The organism is Streptomyces sp. NPDC005799 (assembly GCF_040630525.1).
Lineage (GTDB): Bacteria > Actinomycetota > Actinomycetes > Streptomycetales > Streptomycetaceae > Streptomyces > Streptomyces griseorubiginosus_B.
Genome location: NZ_JBEXXQ010000010.1, coordinates 72,417 through 93,419, shown reverse-complemented (window position 1 = coordinate 93,419; position 21,003 = coordinate 72,417). Strand labels below are relative to the sequence as shown.

The window sequence follows — 21,003 nt, the reverse complement described above, 5'->3', positions numbered from 1 at the left end:
GCAGGCTGGATACGCGGTGGGGACGGCACGTCAGCCCGTCCGGAAGGGCCCCCGCCATGGCCAGCAGTCAGCACCCGCACAGCGACCGTCACCGCTCCGACACGACCCTGCGGGTCAACGGCAAGCCGCACACGCTCGCCGTCGACCACCGGCGGGTCCTGCTGGACCTGCTGCGCGAGGACCTGGGCCTGTTCGGCGCCAAGAAGGGCTGCGACCACGGGCAGTGCGGTGCGTGCACGGTGCTGGTGGACGGGCGGCGCGTCAACAGCTGTCTGCTGCTCGCGGTGTCCCTGGACGGCCGCGAGGTCACGACCGTCGAGGGGCTGACCGGCGACGCGGAGCGCCTTCACCCGCTGCAGCAGGCCTTCCTGGACCGGGACGCCTTCCAGTGCGGGTACTGCACACCCGGCCAGATCTGCTCCGCCCTGGGAGCGATCGCCGAGGCCGCCGCGGGCCACCCCTCCCACGTCACCGGCCCGGACACGCCCTCGGGGCGGCCGGTGCCCCTGGACCGGACCGAGATCCGGGAGCGGCTCAGCGGGAACCTGTGCCGCTGCGGGGCCTACCCGCACATCGTCGAGGCGGTCGAGGACGTGATCCCGTGAAGCCCTTCGCCTACGTCCGCGCCACCGGCGTCGAGGACGCCTGTGCCGCCCTCGCCTCCCTGCCCGGCGCCCGCCCTCTGGGCGGTGGCACCAACCTCGTCGACCTGATGAAGCTCGGCGTCGAGGAGGCCACCACCCTGGTCGACGTCAGCCGGCTGCCCCTGGACACGGTGGAGGAGCTGCCCGACGGCTCGCTGCGCGTCGGAGCCACGGTCCGCAACAGCGACCTCGCGGCGCATCCCGCCGTGCGCGACCGGTATCCCGCCCTCTCCCAGGCGCTGCTCGCGGGCGCCTCGGGCCAGCTGCGGAACGTGGCCACCACCGGCGGCAACCTGCTGCAGCGCACCCGCTGCCCCTACTTCCAGGACCTCTCGAAACCGTGCAACAAGCGTGCGCCGGGCAGCGGTTGCGGCGCGCGCGAGGGCGTCCACCGCGACCATGCGGTGCTCGGACACTCCGAGCAGTGCATCGCCACCCACCCCTCGGACATGGCGGTGGCCCTGGCGGCCCTCGACGCGCGGATCGAGCTGTACGGCCCCGCGGGCGCCCGTGACGTCGCTGCCGACGAGTTCCACCGGCTGCCGGGCGACCATCCGGAGCGGGACACGGAGATCCGGCCCGACGAACTGGTCACGGCCGTGGTGCTGCCGCCCGTCACGGCGGGACTGCCGTCGCTGTACCGCAAGGCACGCGACCGGGCCTCGTACGCCTTCGCCCTGGCCTCCGTCGCCGGGGTGCTGCGGATCGCGGACGGTGTCGTCGCCCACGCCGGCCTCGCCTTCGGGGCGCTGGCCCACCGGCCCTGGCGGGCGCGGACGGCCGAGCGGGCGCTGCTCGGTGCGGCGCCCACCCCGGCCGCGTTCGAACACGCCGTCGACCTGGAACTGTCCGCCGCCCGGCCGCTGAGGGACAACGCCTACAAGGTGCCGCTCGCCCGCGGCCTCGCCGTGGACGTCCTGACCCGGCTCGCCGGGATGTGAACCGTCAGCCGAGGAGGACCACATGGCCGCCGCCCTGGGCGCCCCCGCCGAGCGCCGGGAAGGTCTGCAGAAGATCACCGGCAGTGCCCGCTACGCCGCCGAGCACGTGCCGGACGGCCGGGCGTACGCCTGGCCGGTGCCGGCCACGGTCGCACGCGGCACGGTGACCGCCGTCGACGCCTCGGCCGCGCTGCGGCAACCCGGGGTCCTGGCCGTGCTCACGCCGGAGAACGCGCCCCGCCTGGCCGAGCCCGACGACGCCACGCTCGCCGTGCTGCAGAACTCCCGTGTCCCGCACCGTGGTTGGTTCGTGGCGCTGGTCGTCGCCGAGACACTGGAGGACGCGCGGGCCGGTGCCGCGGCGGTGCGGGTCGCCTACGACGTCGAGGAGTACGACGTCTCCCTCGCCGAGGACCACCCGGCGGCGTACGCCCCCGAGAACGCCAACGCCGGATATCCCGGCAGCACGCGACGCGGCGATCCCGACGGTGCCTTCGGCTCCGCGGCCGTGCGCGTGGACACCCGCTATCGCGTCCCGCCGCTGCACAACCACCCCATGGAACCGCACGCGAGCACCGCGCACTGGGACGGCGAACGGCTCCTCGCGCACACCTCCAGCCAGGGCTCGACAGCGGTACGGGCCACGCTCGCCAAGCTCGTCGAGCTGCCCGAGGAGCGGATCGTCGTCGTCGCCGAACACGTCGGCGGCGGCTTCGGCTCCAAGGGCACCCCTCGTCCCGACGTGGTGCTGGCCGCGATGGCGGCCCGGCACACCGGGCGGCCCGTCACTCTCGCCCTGCCCCGCCGCCACCTGCCGGCGGTGGTCGGGCACCGGGCGCCGACCCTGCACCGGATCCGGCTCGGCGCCGGAGCGGACGGCCGTCTGACGGCCCTGGTCCACGAGGTCACCACCCACACCTCCCGCGTCAAGGAGTTCGTGGAGCAGGCCGCCGTACCCGCCCGGGTCATGTACGCCGCGCCGCACCGCCGTACCGTCCACCGGGTGGCGGCCCTGGACGTGCCCACGCCGTCGTGGATGCGGGCGCCCGGCGAGGCGCCCGGCATGTACGCGCTGGAGTCCGCCATGGACGAGCTGGCCTGCGAACTCGGCATGGATCCCGTCGAGTTGCGGATCCTCAACGAGCCGGAGACGGAGCCCGACAGCGGCAAGCCGTTCAGCAGCCGGCATCTCGTGGAGTGCCTGCGCGAGGGCGCGCGCCGCTTCGACTGGTCCCGGCGCGATCCACGGCCGCGGGCCCGGCGCGACGGCGCGCTGCTGATCGGGACGGGGGTGGCGGCGGCCATGTATCCCGTCAACATCGGGCCGTCGACCGCGGCGGCGCGAGCGCTGCCCGACGGGACGTTCCTCGTCCGGATCAACGCCACGGACATCGGCACGGGCGCGCGTACGGTCCTCGCGCAGGTCGCCGCCGACGCACTCGGGGTACCGCTGGAGCGGGTGCGGACGGAGGTGGGGCGCAGTGATCTGCCGTCGGCCTCGCTGGCGGGCGGCTCGTCCGGCACGGCCTCCTGGGGCTGGGCGGTGCACGAGGCCTGTGTCCGGCTGACGGCCCGGCTCGCCGAGCGCACGGGTGCGCTGCCCGCCGAGGGCGTCGAGGCCCGCGCCGACACGGCGGGACAGGCCGACGCCGACAGCCCGTGGGCGCGCCACGCCTTCGGTGCCCACTTCGCGGAGGTGGCCGTCGACACGGTGACCGGTGAGACACGGGTACGGCGGCTGCTGGGGATCTACGCCGCCGGGCACATCCTCAACGCCCGTACCGCGCGCTCCCAGTTCATCGGCGGCATGACCATGGGCCTGGGCATGGCGCTGACCGAGGGCAGCACCATGGACGCCGCGTTCGGCGACTTCACCGAGTCCGACCTGGCCTCCTACCACGTGCCGGCGCACGCCGACGTGCCGGAGGTCGAGGCGCACTGGATCGACGAGGACGATCCGCATCTCAACCCCATGGGCAGCAAGGGCATCGGCGAGATCGGCATCGTCGGCACGCCGGCCGCGATCGGCAACGCCGTCCACCACGCCATCGGCGTCCGTCTGCGCGAACTGCCGCTCACCCCGGACCGGGTGCTGACGGCCCTGACCTCGGTCTGACGCCCCGGGATCAGTCCGGGGTGCGGCGGGCGGCGGCCGGCGGGCGCGGCGGCGCCGCGGCCTTCGGCTGCTGTGCCGCCAGCCGTACGAGCACGCCCGTCAGCGCGGCGAGTGCCGCGCACACGGCGGCGACGCCGGCGATCCAGCTCGGTGCGAGGGTCAGGTCGAGCGCCCTTGACAGCGGTTCCGAGTGGAACCGCCCCTCGTACAGCCGGCCCGCCGCGAGCACCGTCGGCACCACGGCCGCGACCGCGAAGGCGGGGAGCGTGGGCCGCAGGGTCAGCACTACGGTCAGGAGGGTGCACAGCGTCGACGCGCCGAGCGTGAGGGCGTACGACTGCGGGGGCGCGCCGTCGCGGTGGAGCGGGAACCAGAGCATCCCGCACAGCAGGAGGACGGCGGCGGCGAGGACACCGGGCCACGATTGGCGTACGGGACGGCGGTTCGGCGTACGCGGGAGTATGCGGGGTGCGAGGTCGACTGCGGTGGGAGCTGGGGCCATCAGCCGGGTCACGTCCTCCACGGACCGGTCCGTGCCGACCGCGCGCAGCGCGTCGACCGTGGCGTGGCGCGCGGCTATGGAGGTGTCGTCGGGTTGGGGTGATGAAGAGCGGATGCTCACTTTCTGCTCCAGGGGAGAGGTGGGAGTGCGGCAGCTCTCGCCGCCCCGCGACGCGACGCACGCGACGTTACCGTTTCATTACTAAACGCTACGGGCGTGCGGTGCCACTCGGTGTGCGCCACCGGTATGAGCCCCCTGTCGCAAGCCTGTGGACGTACCGGCGGCGGATGGGGGAATCCGTGAAGAGGGGCGCGCCGTTCGGCACGCCGGACGGAGGAAGGTCCGTGGACACGACCACAACGGTGATCATCGTCGCCGCAGTCCTGGCGGCACTTCTGCTCGCCGCGGCCGTAGTCGTTCTGGTGCGACTGGTACGCACCCGGCGCGATCTGCGCCGGGCCGGCCTGCCGACCGGGCCGCGCTGGGTCTTCTGGGGTGCCGTCCTGTACTTCGTACTGCCGACGGACCTGCTGCCCGATCCGGTCTACCTGGACGACATCGGCGTTCTTCTTCTCGCACTGCACAGCCTTCGGGGACCTCTGCGTGGGGCGTATGGGCACAAAATCCCCACGATTACGCAGAGTAAGGAAACCAATCACTCGTTCGATTCGTATAAGTGACTGGAAGGGCAAGGCAGTCGGCGGACCAGACGGCGCCCGAGGGGGGCGCAGCGCTTGGTCGGCGCAGACCGACGAGGGAGACACGATGCAACCGTTCGCGCTCAACTACGCACGTCCGGCGGTGGAATTGGAGGCCACGACTCCGTACGTCTACGACACCGGACTGCAGTTGAACGTAACCATGGACGGCCGGATCGCCGCCGGTGACTCGGCACTGCTCAGAGAACTGGGGACCACGACGTCGACCGCGGGCTCCAAGACTCACTTCGACGACTGAACGCGGAACCGCCCACGATGACCGTACTGATCCTGACCTGTGAAGAGGATGTGACGGCCGACATGGTGGTCGTCCACCTCAACGCCTCCGGGGTCCCTGTGGTCCGTCTCGACCCGGCCGACCTGCCGGGCGCCGTCGCGCTGTCCGGCGAGTACGTCCACGGCGCCTTCCGCGGGCATCTGCAGTCCGCGGGGCGCCTGGTGAGCATCTCGGGCCTGCGGTCCATCTGGGTCCGCAGGCCGGGCACCCCCGCCAGCCGGGCGCCCGACCCCTCGGACTGGCTCACCGAGGAGTCCTCGCAGGCCCTGTACGGCATGCTGCGCGGCAGCGACGCGCGCTGGATGAACCACCCCGACGCGGCCCGGCGCGCCCGGCACAAGCCATGGCAGTTGCGGCTCGCCCAGCGCTGCGGGCTGCCGGTACCCGCGACATTGATCACATCGTTCCCGCAGGCGGCGCGGGAGTTCGCCGAGCGGTATCCGGACCTGGTGGTCAAACCGGTCTCCGGGGCGCATCCGCAGGACCCCCCGCGGGCGGTGCCGACCAGCCGGGTGGCACCGGACACGGACTTCTCCGCCGTCGCCTTCGGCCCCACCCTGTTGCAGCGACGCGTGGCCAAGCGCGCCGACATCCGGCTGACCGCGGTCGGTGAGCGGATGCTGGCGGCCCGCAAGCCGGCCGACGAGGCCGACGAGGTCGACGTGCGGTTCGCCGCTCCGGACGTCCCATGGCAGGCCACCGAGGTGCCGCCGCGCATCGCCACCGCCGTCAGCGCCTATCTGCGCGCCGCCGAACTGGCTTACGGAGCCTTCGACTTCGCGGAGGACGCGGATGGGACGTGGTGGTTCCTGGAGTGCAACCAGTCCGGACAGTTCGGCTTCGTCGAGGTCGAGACCGGCCAGCCCATCGCGCGGACCGTCGCGGACTGGCTGGCGAACCCCGGCAACGAGCCGTCGTCCCAGGTCAACGGGGCGGGCAGCACGGTGCGTTGAGCAGGGTCAGTGGGGCAGCGTGCCGGGCAGCAGCGCGGTCCGCTGCCACCCGGTGCCCGGGGCGGCCTGGCGGTCGGGGGACGGGCCGGCACCGAAGGACTGCAGCGGTCGCATGACGTACTCCAGTTCCCGGCTGACGCGCTCGGCCTCTCGGCGGGTCTGAGTGGGGACGTCGCCGCGCTCGGCGACGAGTCGGTCGTAGATGGGGGAATCCTGGAACACCCGTCAACGCGCCTTTCGTGTGGTGGCCCATCACTTGGGCACAGCTGACGAGTGTATGCGCCCCGGCTTACCAGGGTGTGAATTCACCAAGAGCACTTGACGCTCGGGAGGGCGGTGTGAGCGGCCGGTCAGGCCCGTGTGGTGGATCCGGGACGCACGATCATCAGGACGGTGACGGTCGCCCACAGAAGGTTGAACAGGCCGGTGAACATGGCGAGTCGGACGGTTCCCGACCGCTCCACCGCCTGCCCGCCGTCCAGTTGGCCGAGGATCTCGTCCTGACGGGGCAGGACGAAGGCGACCAGGAGACCGGCGGCCACCGCCGTCAGCGTGATGGACGCGATCAGCCAACCGCTGCCCAGAACCCCCATCGCCGCCGCGGTCGCGAACCCGAAGGCCGGAACCACCGCGCCGACAGCCGAATAGAGCCGGCAGATCCGGTACAGCAGCCGCAGGGTGCCGACCGCGGACTCCTCCTCACCGGCCCGGCGGGCCGCGGCCGGGAACATGCTCGCCGCGACGGTGACGGGGCCCACGGCCACGATGGCCGCCAGGACATGGAGGGTGAGCAGGAGCTTGGTCATGGGGAGCCTTCCGCAACGCGATCGATCAATCGAGCGCGGCTCACGCTAGGGATCTTCGAGACCACCGGAACAGGGGCTGAAACGACAGCTTTCAACGGATTCCCGCCAATGGCCCCACCTGTGGCTTTGCACGGAGACCCAGGTGACGGCACTGGCAGGAATCCGCCTATCGTGGCTCCATGCACACAGTGGCGATCCTGGTTCTGGACCATGTGGTGCCGTTCGACATGGCGGCACCCCTGGAGGTGTTCGGCCGCACCCGGCTGCCCGACGGACGCCGGCCCTACCGGGTGCGGGTGTGCGCGGAATCACCCGAGGTCAGGGCGGACGGCTTCACCATCCGGGTCGACCAGGGCCTCCAAGCGGTGGCCGACGCCGACACCGTGATCGTGCCGGGATGCTCGGAGGCGGCCGGAGCGCCCTCGTCCCAGGCCCTCGACACCCTGCGCCGGGCGGCGCGGGCCGGCGCCCGGATCGCCTCCGTCTGCTCCGGTGCCTTCGTCCTCGCGGAGGCGGGACTGCTGGACGGCCTGCGCGCCACCACGCACTGGGTGGCCGCCGGCCGACTGGCCCGGCGATACCCGCGGATCACGGTGGACCCGGACGTGCTCTACGTCGACAACGGCCGCATCCTCACCTCGGCCGGCGCCGCCGCCTCACTGGACATGTGCCTGCACATGATCCGTACCGACCTCGGCTCGGCCGTCGCCGCCGACGCCGCCCGCATGTCCGTCATGCCCCTCGAACGCGAAGGCGGCCAGGCCCAGTTCATCGTGCACGAGCAGCCGCCCGTGCCGCGCGGCTCGACCCTGGAGCCGGTGCTGGAGTGGATCGAGGACAATCTGGGCGGCGAGATCACCCTCGGCGCGATGGCGGCCCGTTCCGGCATGAGCGAGCGGACCTTCAGCCGCCGCTTCCGTGAGCAGACCGGCACGACCCCGCTGCAGTGGCTGCTGCGCGCCCGGGTGCGCCGGGCACAGTACCTGCTGGAGAACAGCGACCATCCCGTCGAACGGATCGCGCGACAGGCGGGGTTCGGGTCGCCCACGGCGTTCCGGGAGCGGTTCCGCCGCGTGGTCGGCACCACTCCGCAGGCCTACCGCGGCTCCTTCCAGGGCGGCGCGGCCGTGGCCGCCGCACGGGCCTGAAACCGACGGCCGGTCAGGCGGCGGACTTCACGCCGTCCTCGCCACGCCACTCCCCACCGGTCATCCCCCGCGCGGCACGCAACAGGGCGTCGGCCCGGGCGATCGCCTCGTTCAGGTCCGTGGTTCCCATCGTGGCGCACAGGTCGCGGCTGACCTCCGCCAACTCGCGCGCCGTGTGCGGCCGGTCCCGCTCCGCCTGCGCGATGCGCAGCGATGCGTACGTGGTGAGCAACGTTCTGACGACCTTCGGGTCCGGAACGAGCACGAAGCGCCCCTCTCTCGATTTTCGCCTCGTATTCCCGGACAGGGCCGGACCATTCCCGTCCTCCTCCCCGGCACCCCGAATTGACGCAATACCGTCGGTCGACCCGATTCCCTCACGCCCTCCCACGCGTTGAACAGAGTGCAACCATCCCTGCACGAACGGTGACCATCATGAACCGATCCGGCCGCCTCCTCTGCGCCCTCTATCTCGTCACCACCGGCGGGCTCGCCGCGACGGCGGTGCTCGACCTCGCTCATGGCCCGCTCTGGGTGGCGTTCCTGTTCGCCGCCGCGAGCGTGGTCCCGGTCATCGCCGTCGTGCGCGAGACACTGATCCGCGATCTGCTGGCGGCGGGCACCGGGCCCCGTCGGCCGGCGCGCTCGGCGGCCGACCAGATCGTCCGGGAGGAGCTGTACGCGGCCTGCTGCGAGCGGTGGTGGACGAGCCTGGGGACCGACCACGACGCCGGCTGCCCGCACCGGATCCCGCGCAGCAGCGCCGCCTGACCGGTAGCGGACCGGGGGTCAGACGGCGTCGAGCTGGGCGAGTTCCTCGGTGCTGAGTTCGAGGTCGGTGGCGGCGAGGGAGTCGCGGATCGTCTCCGGGCGGCTGGAGCCGGGGATGGGCACGACCACCGGGGACTTGGCGAGCATCCAGGCCAGGCACACCTGCTGCGGGCTCACCCCGTGGGCCTCGGCGATGCGGGCGAACGGCGCGTAGGTGGAGCCCAGTTCGCTCGCCCGGGAGATGCCGCCGAGCGGGCTCCAGGGCAGGAAGGCGATGCCGAGTTCGTCGCAGAGGTCGAGTTCGGGCTCGCTGGAGCGGAAGGCCGGGGAGAACTGGTTCTGCACGGAGACCAGGCGTCCGCCGAGGATGTCGTTCGCCTGCCGGATCTGGTCGGGGTTGGCGTTGGAGATGCCGGCCATCCGGATCTTGCCCTCGTCGAGCAGGTCCCGCACGGCGCCGACGGACTCGGCGTAGGGCACCTTCGGGTCGGGGCGGTGGAACTGGTAGAGCCCGATCGCCTCGACGCCGAGACGGCGCAGGGAGGCCTCACAGGCCTCCTTCAGGTGACGGGGGCTGCCGTCGAGGGTCCAGCTGCCGTCGCCGGGGCGCAGATGGCCGCCCTTGGTGGCGACCAGGACGTCCTTGCCGCGGTCGTGGGAGGCGAGGGCCTTGGCGATGAGGGTCTCGTTGTGGCCGACCTCGTGGGCGTCGCGGTGGTAGGCGTCGGCGGTGTCGATGAGGGTGACGCCGGCGTCGAGAGCGGCGTGGATGGTGGCCAGGGAGCGCGCCTCGTCCGGTCGCCCCTCGATGGACATGGGCATCCCGCCCAGTCCGATCGCGCTGACGTCGACGTCCCCGATGCGGCGGGTGTGCATGTGCTGGTGACCTCTCTCGGCTGTCGCGGGACCGGATGACGTCCGGCCCGTCGGACGTGGACCACGGCGGTGCCGGACCGGCATCCAGCCTGAACCGGCCGGGGCCGAAGGTCCAATAGAGGAAAGCGAACGCATTCAGCAGCGGGTCCGCTGAATCGCGTGGCACCGGCGGCCGCCTCGTGCGGCGGGCCGGTCGGTGTGCGAGGCTCGCTGCCGTACATCGGTGTTGTGGAGAGGTGGCGGCATGCGGATCGGACTGCTCGGTACCGGCCCCTGGGCGGAGATGGCCCATGCCCCCGCCCTGAGCGAGCACTCGGGGCTGGACTTCGTCGGGGTGTGGGGCCGGCGCCCGGAGGCGGCCAAGGCACTGGCCGACCGGTACGGCACGCGGGCGTACGACGACGTGGACGCGTTGCTGGCGGACGTGGAGGCGGTCGCCGTGGCGCTGCCGCCGGCGGTGCAGGCGGAGCTGGCGGTGCGGGCCGCGCGGGCGGGGCGGCATCTGCTGCTGGACAAGCCGCTGGCGACGACGGTGGAGCAGGGGCGGGCCGTGGTCGACGCCGTGCGGGAGGCCGGGGTGGCGTCGGTGGTCTTCTTCACCAGCCGCTTCGTCACGGAGACGGAGGCGTGGATCACCGAACAGGCGGCTGCCGGGGGCTGGTTCACCGGTCGGGCGGCGTGGCTGGGGTCGCTGTTCGGCAGCGACAGCAGCAGTCCGTTCGCCGACTCGCCGTGGCGGCAGGAGAAGGGCGCGCTGTGGGACGTGGGGCCGCACGCGCTGTCCGTGCTGCTGCCGGTCCTGGGCGACGCCCGTCGGGTGGCCGCGGCCGCGCCCGGTCCCGGCGACACGGTCCACCTCGTCCTCGATCACGCCGGCGGGGCGTCCAGCACGGTCACCCTCAGCCTGTCGGCGCCGTCCGCGGCGGCGGGCGCGACGGTCGAGCTGCGTGGCGAGACGGGGGTGGCCGTGCTGCCGGACAGCACCGAGGGAGCCGTCACCGCCCTCCTCCGCGCCGCGGACGCCCTGATCGACGCGGCCGCGACCGGACGCCCGCACCCCTGCGACGCGGCCTTCGCCCTGCGCGTCACGGAGATCCTGACGGAGGCGGAGGCGTTGCTGGACCGCGCAGCGGACTGACACCCGTCACGTCCGGTGGACGTCCTCGAAGGGCTCGTCGCTCCAGCGGAACCAGGCCCGGTCGTTCTCGATGTGCAGCAGGAACTCGGGGACCGGGCCGTCCGGTGAGGACAGGGACACGCGGCGTCGGATCTCGTCGTACGCCGCTTCCCACTCCTCCCAGTCGTCGTCCTGTTCGGCGAGGGCGAGTTCGCGGATGAACAGGTCTCTGACGGCGTCGTACGCCTCGCCTGCTGTGAAGCGGCCGGACAGCCAGGGGAAGTCCGCGTCGTCGATCAGGATCTCCCCCACCGGGCCCGCCTCGCTGCCCACCCGCCAGACTCCTCCCGCCCAGCCCATCGCGCCTCCCCACCAGGTTGATCAGGTCTGTGGTCAGCATGCCAGTCGGCACTGACAGAGCGTGGTCGGCATGCGGGGCGCGCCCCGGCGTAGGAGCGTGGTGGTGTGGGAAGAACGATCGTGCTGTGGCCGCACCGGGACCAGGCCCGGCGGAGCTGGCTGCGGGGAGCCCCGCCGCCGTGGTGGGTGAAGGCGCTGCCGGTCGCGCTGATCGCGGGCGTGTGCGTGGCGACGCTGGTGAGCCCGAACCCGCTCGACATCGGTTTCCTGCTGGGCGCGATCCCGCCGCTGGCCGTCCTGTCGTACGGTCCCTGGGCGACCGCGCTCCTGGGCGTCGGTGTGGTCGTCGTCCTCAACGTCCCCGCCTTCCAGCTCAACCGGCCCGGCAACACCGACCTGTTGACCATCGCCTTCGTGGCGGTGCTGAGCGTGTTCGTGTCGTATGTGCGCAGTCACCGCGACGCCCAGCTGGACCTGGAGCGGACCGTGGCCGAGGCCGCGCAGCGGGCGGTCGTGCCGCCGCTGCCCGAGCGGGTCGGCCCCGTCCACTGCGTGGGCCTGTACCGGGCCGCGCAGCGCGGGACGCTGGTGGGCGGCGACTTCTTCGACGTGCGTGAGGGGCCGTACGGCGTCCGGGCCGTACTGGGCGACGTCCAGGGGCACGGGCTGTCGGCGGTCGCCACGGTCGCCTCGCTCCTGGGCGCCTTCCGGGAGGCGGTGCTGGACCAGCCGGACCTGGAGTCGGTCGCCGCCCGGCTGGACCGCAGGCTGGCGGTCGACTCGGCGTCCTCCCGCTATGCGGAGCTGTTCGCGACGGCCGTCCTGGTGGAGTTCTCGCCCGACGCCCGGTCCGTGCGCCTGGTGTCCTGCGGGCATCCGGCGCCGCTGCTGCTGCGCGGCGGTCACGTCAGCGAGGTCGAGCTGACCGCGTGGACGCCGCTCGGGCTCGGTCTGGCCGACACCGGTCCGTCCGCCGGGCCGGCGCTGCGGCTGGAGCCGGGCCACACCCTGTTCCTCGCCTCGGACGGGGTGAGCGAGGCCCGTGACACCTCGGGCACCTTCTACCCGCTGACCGCCCGCCTCGCCGCCCTCGCCGACGGCGACCCGGCCCTGCTCGCCGACCGGGTCTGGGGGGATCTCGTACGGTACTGCCCCGACGTCGTCGACGACGTGACGATGCTCGTGCTCACGTCCGCGTCACCCGATGCTCGCTGACGTCCTGCTGGACGCTCTCCTCGCGGTCTCCCTCGGCGTCGATGTGCGGCAGCACCCGGTCCAGCCAGCGGGGTGTCCACCAGGCACGCGGGCCCAGCAGCGTCATCACGGCGGGCACCATGAGCAGCCGTACCACCGACGCGTCGATCAGCACGCTCACCGCGAGGCCGAGCCCCAGCATCTTGACCACGATGTTGTCGCTGACGATGAAGGCCGCGAACACGCTCACCATGATCAGTGCGGCGCAGGTGATGACCCGTGCGGTGATCTCCAGGGCGTGCGCGACCGAGGCCTTGGCGTCCCCGGTGCGCAGCCAGGCCTCGTGGACGCGCGAGAGCAGGAAGATCTCGTAGTCCATGCTCAGGCCGAAGATGATGGCGAACATCATCATCGGCACATAGCTCTCGATGGGCACCTTGCCGTGCACGCCCAGCGCGGGCCCGCCCCAGCCCCACTGGAAGACGGCGACCACCACGCCGTACGAGGCCCCGATGGACAGGACGTTGAGGACGGCCGCCTTGACGGCGACGAGCAGGCCGCGGAAGACGGCGAGGATGACGAGGAAGGCGAGGCCGACCACGACAGCGATGATCAGGGGCAGCCGGCTCGCGACGATGTCACGGAAGTCCACCTGGGCCGCGGTGGTGCCGGTGACGTATCCCTTGGCGCTCGTACCGGAGACCGCGTCCGGGAGCGTGTGGTCGACCAGCCGGTTGTTCAGGTCCGTGGTGTTGGCGTTCTGCGGGGAGTCCTTCGAGTAGACCGTGCCGATCAGGACGTCCCCGTCCTGGGTGGGTTTCAGCGGAGTGACGGTGGAGGCCCCCGCGACCCCGTTGAGGGCCTTCTGTGCCTGGTCGGACAGGGAGGAGCGCTGGGAGGAGGGAACGGTGGTCTGGTCGATGACGACCGTCAGGGGACCGTTGGAGCCGGGCCCGAAGGCGTCGGTCATCAGGTCGAAGGCGCGCCGGTCGGTGAAGGATGTGGGGTCGGCGCCGTCGCCGATGTGGCCGAGCTGGATGGAGAGCACCGGGATGGCGAGGACGACGACGGTCACGACTCCGGCCGTGAGGAACTGCCAGGGCCGGCGCTCCACGCGCTGGGCGTAGCGGTGCCAGGTGCCCTGCGGCTCGGCCCCCGGCTCCGCGTCGGTCTCGGCGACGGGACGGCGGACGTGGTAGCGGTCGATGCGTCTGCCGACGAGCCCCAGCAGTGCCGGTACGAGGGTCAGCGCGCCGATGACCGCCGAGACGACCGTCATCGCGGCGGCGAGACCGAGCTTGCCGATGAAGCTCACGCCGGAGGCGTAGAGCCCCATCAGGGCGATGATCACGGTGCAGCCGGAGACGAGGACGGCCCGGCCGCTGGTGGCGGTGGCGTGACCGGCGGAGCGCACCGGATCTGCGCCGTTCATGAGGTTCTGGCGGTGCCGGGTGATCTGGAACAGGGCGTAGTCGATGCCTACGCCGAGGCCGATCATCGTGGCCAGGGTCGGGGAGACGGTGGCGAAGGTGAACGCGGCGGCGAACAGCCCGAGGATCGCCAGTCCGCCGACCACGCTGACCAGGGCCGTCAGCAGCGGCATACCGGCGGCGATGATGCTGCCGAAGCCGATCAGCAGGACGACGATGGCGACGCCGAAGCCGATCAGCTCGCTGACCCGGTCGTCGGCGGCGGGCCGGGCGAGTTCGCCGAGCGGTCCGCCGTACTCGACCTGGGCGCCGGCCGAGCGCAGCGGCTGGACCGCCTTGTCGACGCCGTTCAGATAGCCGTCGCCCAGGGTGGAGGGCTGGACGTTGAAGCGGACCGTGATGTAGGCCGTCTTCCCGTCGGAGGACAGGGGTCCGACCTTGGATGCCTGTACGGACAGCGGGTTCTGGGCGGACAGGACGTGGGGGAGCTTCTGCAGGTCCCCGACGGTGGTGGACATCTGGGAGCTGAGCGAGGTCAGCGACTTCTGGCCGTCGTGCATGACGATCTGGCTGCTGTAGCCGCCGGCCGCCGGGTCGTGCTTCTTCAGTACCTCCAAGCCCTTCTGGGACTGCGTCCCGGGCAGCGAGAAGTTGTCGGAGTACTCGCCGCCGAAGGAGCGGTTGAGGACCTGCAGCGCCACGATGGCGACCAGCCAGGCGACGATGACGATCACGAAGTGGTGGGCGCACCACTCTCCGAGGCGTCGCAGGAGACCTCCGCGGCTGGTGCTCTTGCCCCCTGTGCTGGTGCCGGTGGTACGTGACATAGCACTGGCCCTCTCCCGCAGCAAGGTCGATCGTCCTCCCCATTAGACGCCCGTTCGATCACGTCGGCATCTCCGCCGGGACGGCCGGTGCCCGCTCCTCCGGGTGCGGCGCGGGCTCGGGCGTTGAATGGTGTTTACAGAAGGTTCCGGACCCGAGGAGCACTCATGGAGATGTCACAGCCCGACGCGTCCGGGCCGTCCGAGGACCGCTGCACCCCGGACGCCCTGCTCCACACCAGCACCGGCACCGAGGTGTCCCCGGAGGATCTCGTCCTTGCCACGGGCAGGGACATCACCCCGCGCAGCCTGGAATGGGCCAGGCGCAAACTGGAGACGGAGGGCCCCGTCGCCCTGGAGAAGCTGCTGCCCTAATCGCCACGGTCCGCTTCGAGGCACAGCACCGGTACCCGCTGGACCAGGTTGACGGCGAAGCCGCCGCGGTTCCAGGGCTGTGTCAGGGGCTGGGTGCGGCCCTCGGCGTCGGCGGCCCGGGCCGTCAGTTCGTGCTCTCCGGGTGTGGCCGTCCAGTCGTGGTGCCAGTGGCGCCATGCCCAGCGGCGGCCGCCGTCGGGCTCCAGTTCGGCCTCGTGCCAGGTGTGCCCGCCGTCGGTGCTGACATCGACGCGCGTGACGGGCGCCCGTCCCGACCAGGCGCGCCCTTCCAGCCGCACCGGTCCGGGCCGTACGACGCGGGCCCGTGACATGAAGTCCGGGAAGCCGGGCGGCAGGAGCAGGGCGCGTGGTTCGATCCGGGTGACGGGCTCGCCCTCCTCTCCGGACTCCTGCCGCAGCCGGTAGGCGACGCTCTGCTGGAATCCTGTGAACGGCTCGTCCAGGACGTCGACTTGGCGCAGCCACTTCACCTGCGCCATGCCGTACCAGCCCGGCACGACCAGCCGCAGCGGATGCCCGTGCTGCGGCGGCAGCGGGGCCCCGTTCATCGCGTACGCCAGCAGCACCTCGGGCTCGGTGCCCGTGGCCACGTCGATCGGGAGGGAGCGCTGGTAGTCCTGTTCGACTCCGCGTTCCACTCCGTGGTCGGCGCCGGTGAACAGCACGTCGACGGCGCCCGCCTCGACACCGGCCTCGGCGAGGACCAGGCGCAGCGGCACGCCGGTCCACTCGGCGGTGCCGACCGCCTCGACGAGCCAGGGCTGGCTGACCGGGCGGGGTGTGAGCAGGGCCCGCCCGTTCCCCGCGCACTCCAGCGTCACCCGGGTGGTGACCTGGGGGAACGCGCGCAGATCGGCCAGGCTCAACTGCAGCTCGCGGCGGACGCGGCCTGCGACGGTCAGCTGCCAGGGCGTGCCGTCGGGGACGTACGGGATGTCGTAGTGCGTCAGTACGTAGTGCAGGCCGGGCGGGGTGACGTCGTAGCGCAGGGCCTCCAGCGGGAGGCCGTGGTTGCGGGTGGCCAGCGCGAGTTCGTCGCGGCCGATGCCCTCGTCGGGGGCGGCCAGCCGGGCGGGAGTGCTCGCGTCGGCGAGTCGATGGCCCATGGGCGCATTATCACGCCGGGTGGCCGCTCGGGCACCTGGTTCACGACGGCGGGCAACCGGCCGTCGGTCGAGGGGAGTTCGATTCGATCAATGGGCGCCTCGTTGCCCGTTCACCCTTTCGAAGAGGGCCCACGTGCTGACAGACTTCCGAGGGTGCCCGACTTCGACATGCTCGTCATCGGATCCGGCCCGGGCGGCCAGAAGGCCGCCATCGCCGCGGCCAAGCTCGGCCGCCGGGTCGCCGTCGTCGACCGCCCCGACATGGTCGGCGGGGTCTCCATCCACACCGGGACCATTCCCTCCAAGACCCTGCGCGAGGCGGTGCTGTACCTGACCGGCCTCACCCAGCGGGATCTGTATGGCCAGAGCTACCGGCTGAAGGAGGACATCACCGTCGCCGACCTGACCGCGCGCACCCAGCACGTGGTCAACCGCGAGGTCGACGTCATCCGCAGCCAGCTCTCCCGCAACCAGGTCGCCCTGTACGCCGGAACCGGCCGCTTCGTCGACCCGCACACCGTCGCGCTGCGCGAGGTCACCGGCAACGAACGGCTGCTGAGCGCGGAGAACATCGTCATCGCCACCGGCACCCGGCCGGCCCGGCCGGACAGCGTCGAGTTCGACGGCCGTACGATCATGGACTCCGACAACGTCCTCGCGCTGGAACGCGTTCCGCGCTCCATGGTCATCGTCGGTGCCGGCGTCATCGGCATGGAGTACGCCTCCATGTTCGCCGCGCTCGGCAGCAAGGTGACGGTCGTGGAGAAGCGGCCCGGGATGCTCGACTTCTGCGACATCGAGATCATCGAGTCGCTCAAGTACCACCTGCGGGACCTCGCGGTGACCTTCCGCTTCGGGGAGACGGTCGCCGCCGTCGAACGCCATGCGCGCGGCACGCTGACCATCCTGGAGAGCGGCAAGAAGATCCCCGCGGACGCCGTGATGTACTCGGCGGGCCGACAGGGCCTGACCGATGAACTCGACCTCGCCAAGGCCGGGTTGACGGCCGACCGGCGTGGCCGGATCACCGTCGACGAGCACTACCGCACCGAGGTGCCGCACATCTACGCCGTCGGCGATGTCATCGGCTTCCCGGCGCTGGCGGCGACCTCGATGGAGCAGGGCCGCTCGGCGACCTACCACGCCTTCGGCGAGCCGGTCGGGCAGATGTCCCACCTGCAGCCCATCGGCATCTACACGATCCCCGAGATCAGCTTCGTCGGCCGCACCGAGGACCAGCTCACCGAGGACAGCGTGCCGTTCGAGGTCGGCATCTCCCGCTACCGCGAACTGGCCCGCGGCCAGATCGTCGGCGACTCGCACGGCATGCTGAAGCTGCTGGTCTCGCCCGAGGACCGCACGCTGCTGGGCGTGCACTGCTTCGGCAGCGGTGCCACCGAGCTGATCCACATCGGGCAGACCGTGATGGGCTGCGGCGGCACCGTCGACTACCTGGTCGACGCGGTGTTCAACTACCCGACCCTGGCGGAGTCCTACAAGGTCGCCGCACTCGACGCCACCAACAAGCTGCGGCAGATCGACCGCATCGGCGACTGACGTCACAGGTCGGGCAGTTCCCTGTCCTCCACGACATGGACGGCGGCCTCCTCCGCGCCGGCCGCCCCGCCGTCGATGCCCACGTCCGAGGCGACCTCCTCCTTCGTGGTGTCCATGTGGGCGCCCTCGTCCGGGGCGACCAGGCGTCCGGCGCGGTCCGCACCGGCCTCGGGGTCGACGGGTTCGCCCTCGCCACCGGGCAGGTCGCCGATCTCGTCGCCCGGGGGCACGGTGACGTCGGGGACCTCCTCGGCGAGCCGCTCGTCGAGGCTCTCGCCGTCGTGCTGTTCGGCGGCCGTGGTGCCGTGCCGGGTGACGCCGAGCGGCTTCTCCGGCGGCGAGTAGCCCTCGTCGAGGGTGTCGTCGTAGTCGCGCTCGTCGACGGCGTCCTGCAGGTCCAGCGGCGCCGCGTCCTCCTGCTCCTCGTTGCTCCCGGTGGGCTGGTAGACGTCGTCGGCCATCGGGTCGGTGGCCATGGGTACCTCCTGGCGCCCTTGCGGCGGTTCGTTGTCCGTACGGTGTCCCGATCCGCGTTTCCCGTTGCGCGCCGTCCAACCTCCTCAGTCCCGGGCGGCCCAGGAGGTTACCCCCTGGTCAATCTTGAAACGTCAATGAGTGCGGCTATCATCACTCGCACACACGCTGTGACCGCCCGGCGACGCATCGGCCGGGCGGATTCCTCCATGCCTTTGCCCACCTCCGGCCCGAGGCCAACCCTCTTCGGCCGGCGGTGAGACCGCCACACCCCCACCCCTACGTCGTCGGGGCCAGGTCGTCCTCGCGTCGTGCACGACGGAAAGCAGCGCACCATGAGCAACATCAGGGGCAGAGGGCTGCAGGCCAATGCCCTCGGTACCTTCGACACGGTGGTGATGGCCGTCGCGGGCAGCGCCCCGGCCTACTCGATCGCCGCCACCACCGCGGTTCTCGTCGGCGCCGTGGGACTGGCCAGCCCCGCGGCGCTGCTGTACTGCGCGATACCCATGCTGGGCATCGCCCTGGCCTTCAGCTATCTCAGCCGCATCGACGTCAACGCGGGAGCCAGCTACTCCTGGGTGGGCCGCACCCTGCATCCCTTTCTCGGCTTCATCAGCGGCTGGGCGCTGGTGATCTCGGCGACCATCTTCATGGTGGCGGGCTCGCTGCCGGCCGGCTCCATGACCCTGTCCCTGTTCGACGCGAAGCTGGCCGACAACACCGCGCTGTCGACGGTGGTCGGGGCGGCCTGGTTCATCGTGATGCTGCTCGTGGTGCTGGGCGGCGCCCGGCTCACCGTCCGCGCCCAGCTGGTGATGTCCGGCATCGAAATCGCGATCCTGGCGCTGTTCTCCGTACTCGCCCTGTTCCACACCGGCAACGTCCGCTCCTTCGAGTGGTCCTGGCTGGGCTTCTCCCACTTCGACGGCGTCTCGGGCTTCGCCTCCGGCGCCCTGGTCGCCGCCTTCTACTACTGGGGCTGGGACGTCACCAGCAACCTCAGCGAGGAGACCCGCAACAGCCGTCGTACGACCGGACTCGCCGGTCTGATCGGGGTGGGCATCGTCTTCCTGCTGTTCGAGGTGTTCACCATCGCGGTCAACGTCATCCTCACCTCGAAGCAGATCGACGCCAACGACGCCAACGTACTGGGCGTGCTCGGTGAGGAGATCTGGCCGGGCCTGGGCGGAAAGCTGCTGATCGTGGCGGTGATGCTGTCGACCATCGCCACCCTCGAGACCACCCTCATCCAGGTCACGCGCTCCCTGTTCGCCATGGGCCGCGACCGTACGATGCCCCCCGCGCTCGGCCGGGTGCACCGCAACTGGAACACGCCCCATGTGGCGATCGTCGTGGTCGGCGGAGTGGCGCTGGTGATGTTCATCGCCTCCAACGCCCTGGGCTCGGTGGGCGACATCCTCGCCGACGCGATCTCGGCGATCGGTCTGCAGATCGCCGTCTACTACGGCCTCGCGGGCCTCGCGGTCGTCGTCGCCTACCGCAAGATGCTGACGAAGTCCCTGGGCAACTTCCTCCTGGGCGGGCTGTGGCCGCTGTTCGGCGCGCTGTTCATGTTCTGGATCTTCGTCGAGTCGCTGGGCGAACTGGACACCGCGGCCATCGCGATCGGCATCGGCGGGCTCGCCGTCGGCCTCGTCCCGATGCTCTGGTACTGGAGACAGGGCAGCGACTACTATCGCCCCGCCCGGCTGGACGCCACCCGCACTGTGGAGGCGGAGTACGTCCTCGACCCGTACGCCGCCGCGAACTCCCGTGCCCACGAAGGTCTCTCCACCGACTTCTGAGGGAGACCCCCGATGGCGCGCGACCGTTTCGCCCCCGACTTCGACCCCGACTGCGGAGACGGCCTCCTGACCAATGCCACCCAGGACATCGTCATCGGCCGCTGGCAGGGCCTGCGGGACCTGCTGCGGATCACCGGCGCGGACTGGCTCGCCCGCGGCCACCGCATCCGGCTGCTCGCCCAGGCCTGTGCGAGCACCTCGACGGCGGAGTCGTGGCTGGCCGCAGAGCCGTACAGCGCCGACGCGCTGGTGCTGCGGGCGGCGACGGAGACGGCCAGGGCGTTCAACCTGGCGATCGCCGCGGGCCGGGGCACGCCGATCGACCAGCACCGCATCGACACCGCGGTGACGGCGTGTCTGCAGGCGGCGGAGGCGTATCTGGACGATCCGACGCCGTGGATCTCGCTGATCTCGGTGGCCCGGCTGTACCCGGCGGGGGTGCGGCGGCAGGAACTGGCGCGCTGGTGGGACGAGTTGCACCGGCGCGACCCGTACAGCGTGGAGGGCCATCTGCAGGTCCTGCACTACTACTCCGCGCGCTGGCACGGCTCGCACGGCCTGATGTACGACTTCGCCCGCGACGCGGCCGGTGTGGCACCCCAGGGCTCCGCGTTGCCGGTGCTGGTGCAGTACGCGCGCGTGGAGGAGTACCGCTACGCCCTCGACGCGGGCCACGCCGGCCAGAGCGCCGTGGGCCTGGGGCAGCACTGGAGCCACGACGGCGCCGTCAGCGACGTGCGCCGGACCTGGCAGCGCTGGATCATCGGCCGGACGGACAACGGGATCGCCCCCGGCGAACTGCGCGACCTCAACTACCTGGCGCACGCGGCCTGTTACGCGGGCGACAAGGAGGTCGCCGGTGCCGTGCTGCGGCTGCTGGGGCCCCGCGCCACGCGGACCCCCTGGTCCTACACCGGTGATCCGGAGGTGCAGTTCGTCAAGTGGCGCAAGGAGATGCGGGGGCGCGGCTGAGAGCGGGCGGGG

Annotated in this window: 23 protein-coding genes; 14 read left to right on the top strand and 9 right to left on the bottom strand. The window is 71.8% G+C overall.

Annotation, left to right across the window (positions count from 1 at the left end; all coding sequences use genetic code 11):
- Positions 1-56: 56 nt before the first annotated feature.
- The 3 genes from ABZ453_RS12325 to ABZ453_RS12315 are packed head-to-tail and all read left to right on the top strand — an operon-like array spanning position 57 to position 3,701.
- Complete coding sequence (locus tag ABZ453_RS12325) at positions 57-605, top strand: 2Fe-2S iron-sulfur cluster-binding protein (protein WP_359014232.1); 549 nt, start codon at positions 57-59, stop codon at positions 603-605.
- Positions 602-1,585, top strand: coding sequence for a xanthine dehydrogenase family protein subunit M (locus ABZ453_RS12320; protein WP_359014230.1), 984 nt, complete (start codon positions 602-604; stop codon positions 1,583-1,585). The genes ABZ453_RS12325 and ABZ453_RS12320 overlap by 4 nt, the downstream gene beginning before the upstream one ends.
- Positions 1,586-1,607: 22 nt before the next feature.
- Positions 1,608-3,701 carry a xanthine dehydrogenase family protein molybdopterin-binding subunit gene (locus tag ABZ453_RS12315; RefSeq protein ID WP_359014228.1) on the top strand — a complete coding sequence of 698 codons (2,094 nt, stop codon included), beginning with the start codon at positions 1,608-1,610 and terminating at the stop codon, positions 3,699-3,701.
- Between the two features lie 10 nt (positions 3,702-3,711).
- Here the strand turns inward: ABZ453_RS12315 and ABZ453_RS12310 are convergent, their stop codons facing one another.
- Positions 3,712-4,323, bottom strand: a complete 612-nt coding sequence (locus tag ABZ453_RS12310) for a hypothetical protein (protein ID WP_359014226.1) — start codon at positions 4,321-4,323, stop codon at positions 3,712-3,714.
- Positions 4,324-4,547: 224 nt separating this feature from the next.
- Between ABZ453_RS12310 and ABZ453_RS12305 the strand changes: the two genes are divergently transcribed.
- From ABZ453_RS12305 to tgmB, 3 genes are all read left to right on the top strand, one after another.
- Complete coding sequence (locus ABZ453_RS12305) at positions 4,548-4,883, top strand: YkvA family protein (RefSeq protein ID WP_359014224.1); 336 nt, start codon at positions 4,548-4,550, stop codon at positions 4,881-4,883.
- Between the two features lie 85 nt (positions 4,884-4,968).
- Positions 4,969-5,160 carry a putative ATP-grasp-modified RiPP gene (tgmA, locus tag ABZ453_RS12300; RefSeq protein ID WP_208781351.1) on the top strand — a complete coding sequence of 64 codons (192 nt, stop codon included), beginning with the start codon at positions 4,969-4,971 and terminating at the stop codon, positions 5,158-5,160.
- Between the two features lie 17 nt (positions 5,161-5,177).
- On the top strand, positions 5,178-6,152 hold the full coding sequence (tgmB, locus tag ABZ453_RS12295; protein ID WP_359014222.1) for an ATP-grasp ribosomal peptide maturase: 975 nt from the start codon (positions 5,178-5,180) through the stop codon (positions 6,150-6,152).
- A 6-nt stretch (positions 6,153-6,158) separates the two neighbouring features.
- On the opposite strand, the gene ABZ453_RS12290 is transcribed toward tgmB, so the two are convergent.
- Together ABZ453_RS12290 and ABZ453_RS12285 are read right to left on the bottom strand one after the other, a co-directional pair.
- Positions 6,159-6,374 carry a hypothetical protein gene (locus ABZ453_RS12290; RefSeq protein WP_359014220.1) on the bottom strand — a complete coding sequence of 72 codons (216 nt, stop codon included), beginning with the start codon at positions 6,372-6,374 and terminating at the stop codon, positions 6,159-6,161.
- A gap of 128 nt (positions 6,375-6,502) precedes the next feature.
- Positions 6,503-6,958, bottom strand: coding sequence for a DUF2269 family protein (locus tag ABZ453_RS12285; RefSeq protein ID WP_359014218.1), 456 nt, complete (start codon positions 6,956-6,958; stop codon positions 6,503-6,505).
- A 179-nt stretch (positions 6,959-7,137) separates the two neighbouring features.
- Here ABZ453_RS12285 and ABZ453_RS12280 point away from each other — a divergent pair, with 179 nt between their 5' ends.
- Positions 7,138-8,106 (top strand): helix-turn-helix domain-containing protein, encoded by a 969-nt coding sequence (locus ABZ453_RS12280; RefSeq protein ID WP_359014216.1) that lies wholly within the window; start codon positions 7,138-7,140, stop codon positions 8,104-8,106.
- A gap of 13 nt (positions 8,107-8,119) precedes the next feature.
- Here ABZ453_RS12280 and ABZ453_RS12275 read toward each other — a convergent pair whose 3' ends face one another.
- Positions 8,120-8,371, bottom strand: a complete 252-nt coding sequence (locus ABZ453_RS12275; protein ID WP_359014214.1) for a DUF5133 domain-containing protein — start codon at positions 8,369-8,371, stop codon at positions 8,120-8,122.
- A gap of 170 nt (positions 8,372-8,541) precedes the next feature.
- On the opposite strand from ABZ453_RS12275, the gene ABZ453_RS12270 reads away from it, so the two are divergent.
- A complete protein-coding gene (locus ABZ453_RS12270) occupies positions 8,542-8,877 on the top strand; it encodes a hypothetical protein (protein ID WP_359014212.1) in 336 nt (111 codons plus the stop codon).
- 18 nt (positions 8,878-8,895) lie between these two features.
- Here the strand turns inward: ABZ453_RS12270 and ABZ453_RS12265 are convergent, their stop codons facing one another.
- Entirely contained in the window at positions 8,896-9,753 is an 858-nt protein-coding gene (locus ABZ453_RS12265) for an aldo/keto reductase (protein ID WP_356762564.1), read from the bottom strand.
- Between the two features lie 244 nt (positions 9,754-9,997).
- Here ABZ453_RS12265 and ABZ453_RS12260 point away from each other — a divergent pair, with 244 nt between their 5' ends.
- Positions 9,998-10,891, top strand: coding sequence for a Gfo/Idh/MocA family oxidoreductase (locus ABZ453_RS12260; protein ID WP_359014209.1), 894 nt, complete (start codon positions 9,998-10,000; stop codon positions 10,889-10,891).
- Positions 10,892-10,897: 6 nt separating this feature from the next.
- Here the strand turns inward: ABZ453_RS12260 and ABZ453_RS12255 are convergent, their stop codons facing one another.
- Complete coding sequence (locus ABZ453_RS12255; protein ID WP_359014207.1) at positions 10,898-11,230, bottom strand: hypothetical protein; 333 nt, start codon at positions 11,228-11,230, stop codon at positions 10,898-10,900.
- 105 nt (positions 11,231-11,335) lie between these two features.
- On the opposite strand from ABZ453_RS12255, the gene ABZ453_RS12250 reads away from it, so the two are divergent.
- The gene (locus tag ABZ453_RS12250) at positions 11,336-12,445 is read left to right on the top strand and encodes a PP2C family protein-serine/threonine phosphatase (protein WP_359014205.1); all 1,110 of its coding nucleotides are present in this window, start codon (positions 11,336-11,338) and stop codon (positions 12,443-12,445) included.
- On the opposite strand, the gene ABZ453_RS12245 is transcribed toward ABZ453_RS12250, so the two are convergent.
- A complete protein-coding gene (locus ABZ453_RS12245) occupies positions 12,417-14,681 on the bottom strand; it encodes an MMPL family transporter (protein WP_359014202.1) in 2,265 nt (754 codons plus the stop codon). The genes ABZ453_RS12250 and ABZ453_RS12245 overlap by 29 nt on opposite strands.
- Positions 14,682-14,846: 165 nt before the next feature.
- On the opposite strand from ABZ453_RS12245, the gene ABZ453_RS12240 reads away from it, so the two are divergent.
- Positions 14,847-15,053 (top strand): hypothetical protein, encoded by a 207-nt coding sequence (locus ABZ453_RS12240; RefSeq protein ID WP_359014200.1) that lies wholly within the window; start codon positions 14,847-14,849, stop codon positions 15,051-15,053.
- On the opposite strand, the gene ABZ453_RS12235 is transcribed toward ABZ453_RS12240, so the two are convergent.
- Entirely contained in the window at positions 15,050-16,180 is a 1,131-nt protein-coding gene (locus tag ABZ453_RS12235) for a sulfite oxidase (RefSeq protein ID WP_359014198.1), read from the bottom strand. The two genes, ABZ453_RS12240 and ABZ453_RS12235, sit on opposite strands and share 4 nt — an antisense overlap.
- Before the next feature lie 153 nt (positions 16,181-16,333).
- Here ABZ453_RS12235 and sthA point away from each other — a divergent pair, with 153 nt between their 5' ends.
- The gene (gene sthA / locus ABZ453_RS12230; protein ID WP_359014196.1) at positions 16,334-17,737 is read left to right on the top strand and encodes a Si-specific NAD(P)(+) transhydrogenase; all 1,404 of its coding nucleotides are present in this window, start codon (positions 16,334-16,336) and stop codon (positions 17,735-17,737) included.
- Positions 17,738-17,739: 2 nt separating this feature from the next.
- On the opposite strand, the gene ABZ453_RS12225 is transcribed toward sthA, so the two are convergent.
- Positions 17,740-18,213: a DUF5709 domain-containing protein gene (locus ABZ453_RS12225; protein WP_359014194.1), complete on the bottom strand. Its 474-nt coding sequence runs from the start codon at positions 18,211-18,213 to the stop codon at positions 17,740-17,742.
- Positions 18,214-18,546: 333 nt separating this feature from the next.
- Between ABZ453_RS12225 and ABZ453_RS12220 the strand changes: the two genes are divergently transcribed.
- Complete coding sequence (locus tag ABZ453_RS12220) at positions 18,547-20,019, top strand: APC family permease (RefSeq protein WP_359014192.1); 1,473 nt, start codon at positions 18,547-18,549, stop codon at positions 20,017-20,019.
- Between the two features lie 12 nt (positions 20,020-20,031).
- The gene (locus ABZ453_RS12215; protein ID WP_359014190.1) at positions 20,032-20,991 is read left to right on the top strand and encodes a hypothetical protein; all 960 of its coding nucleotides are present in this window, start codon (positions 20,032-20,034) and stop codon (positions 20,989-20,991) included.
- Positions 20,992-21,003 lie beyond the last annotated feature (12 nt).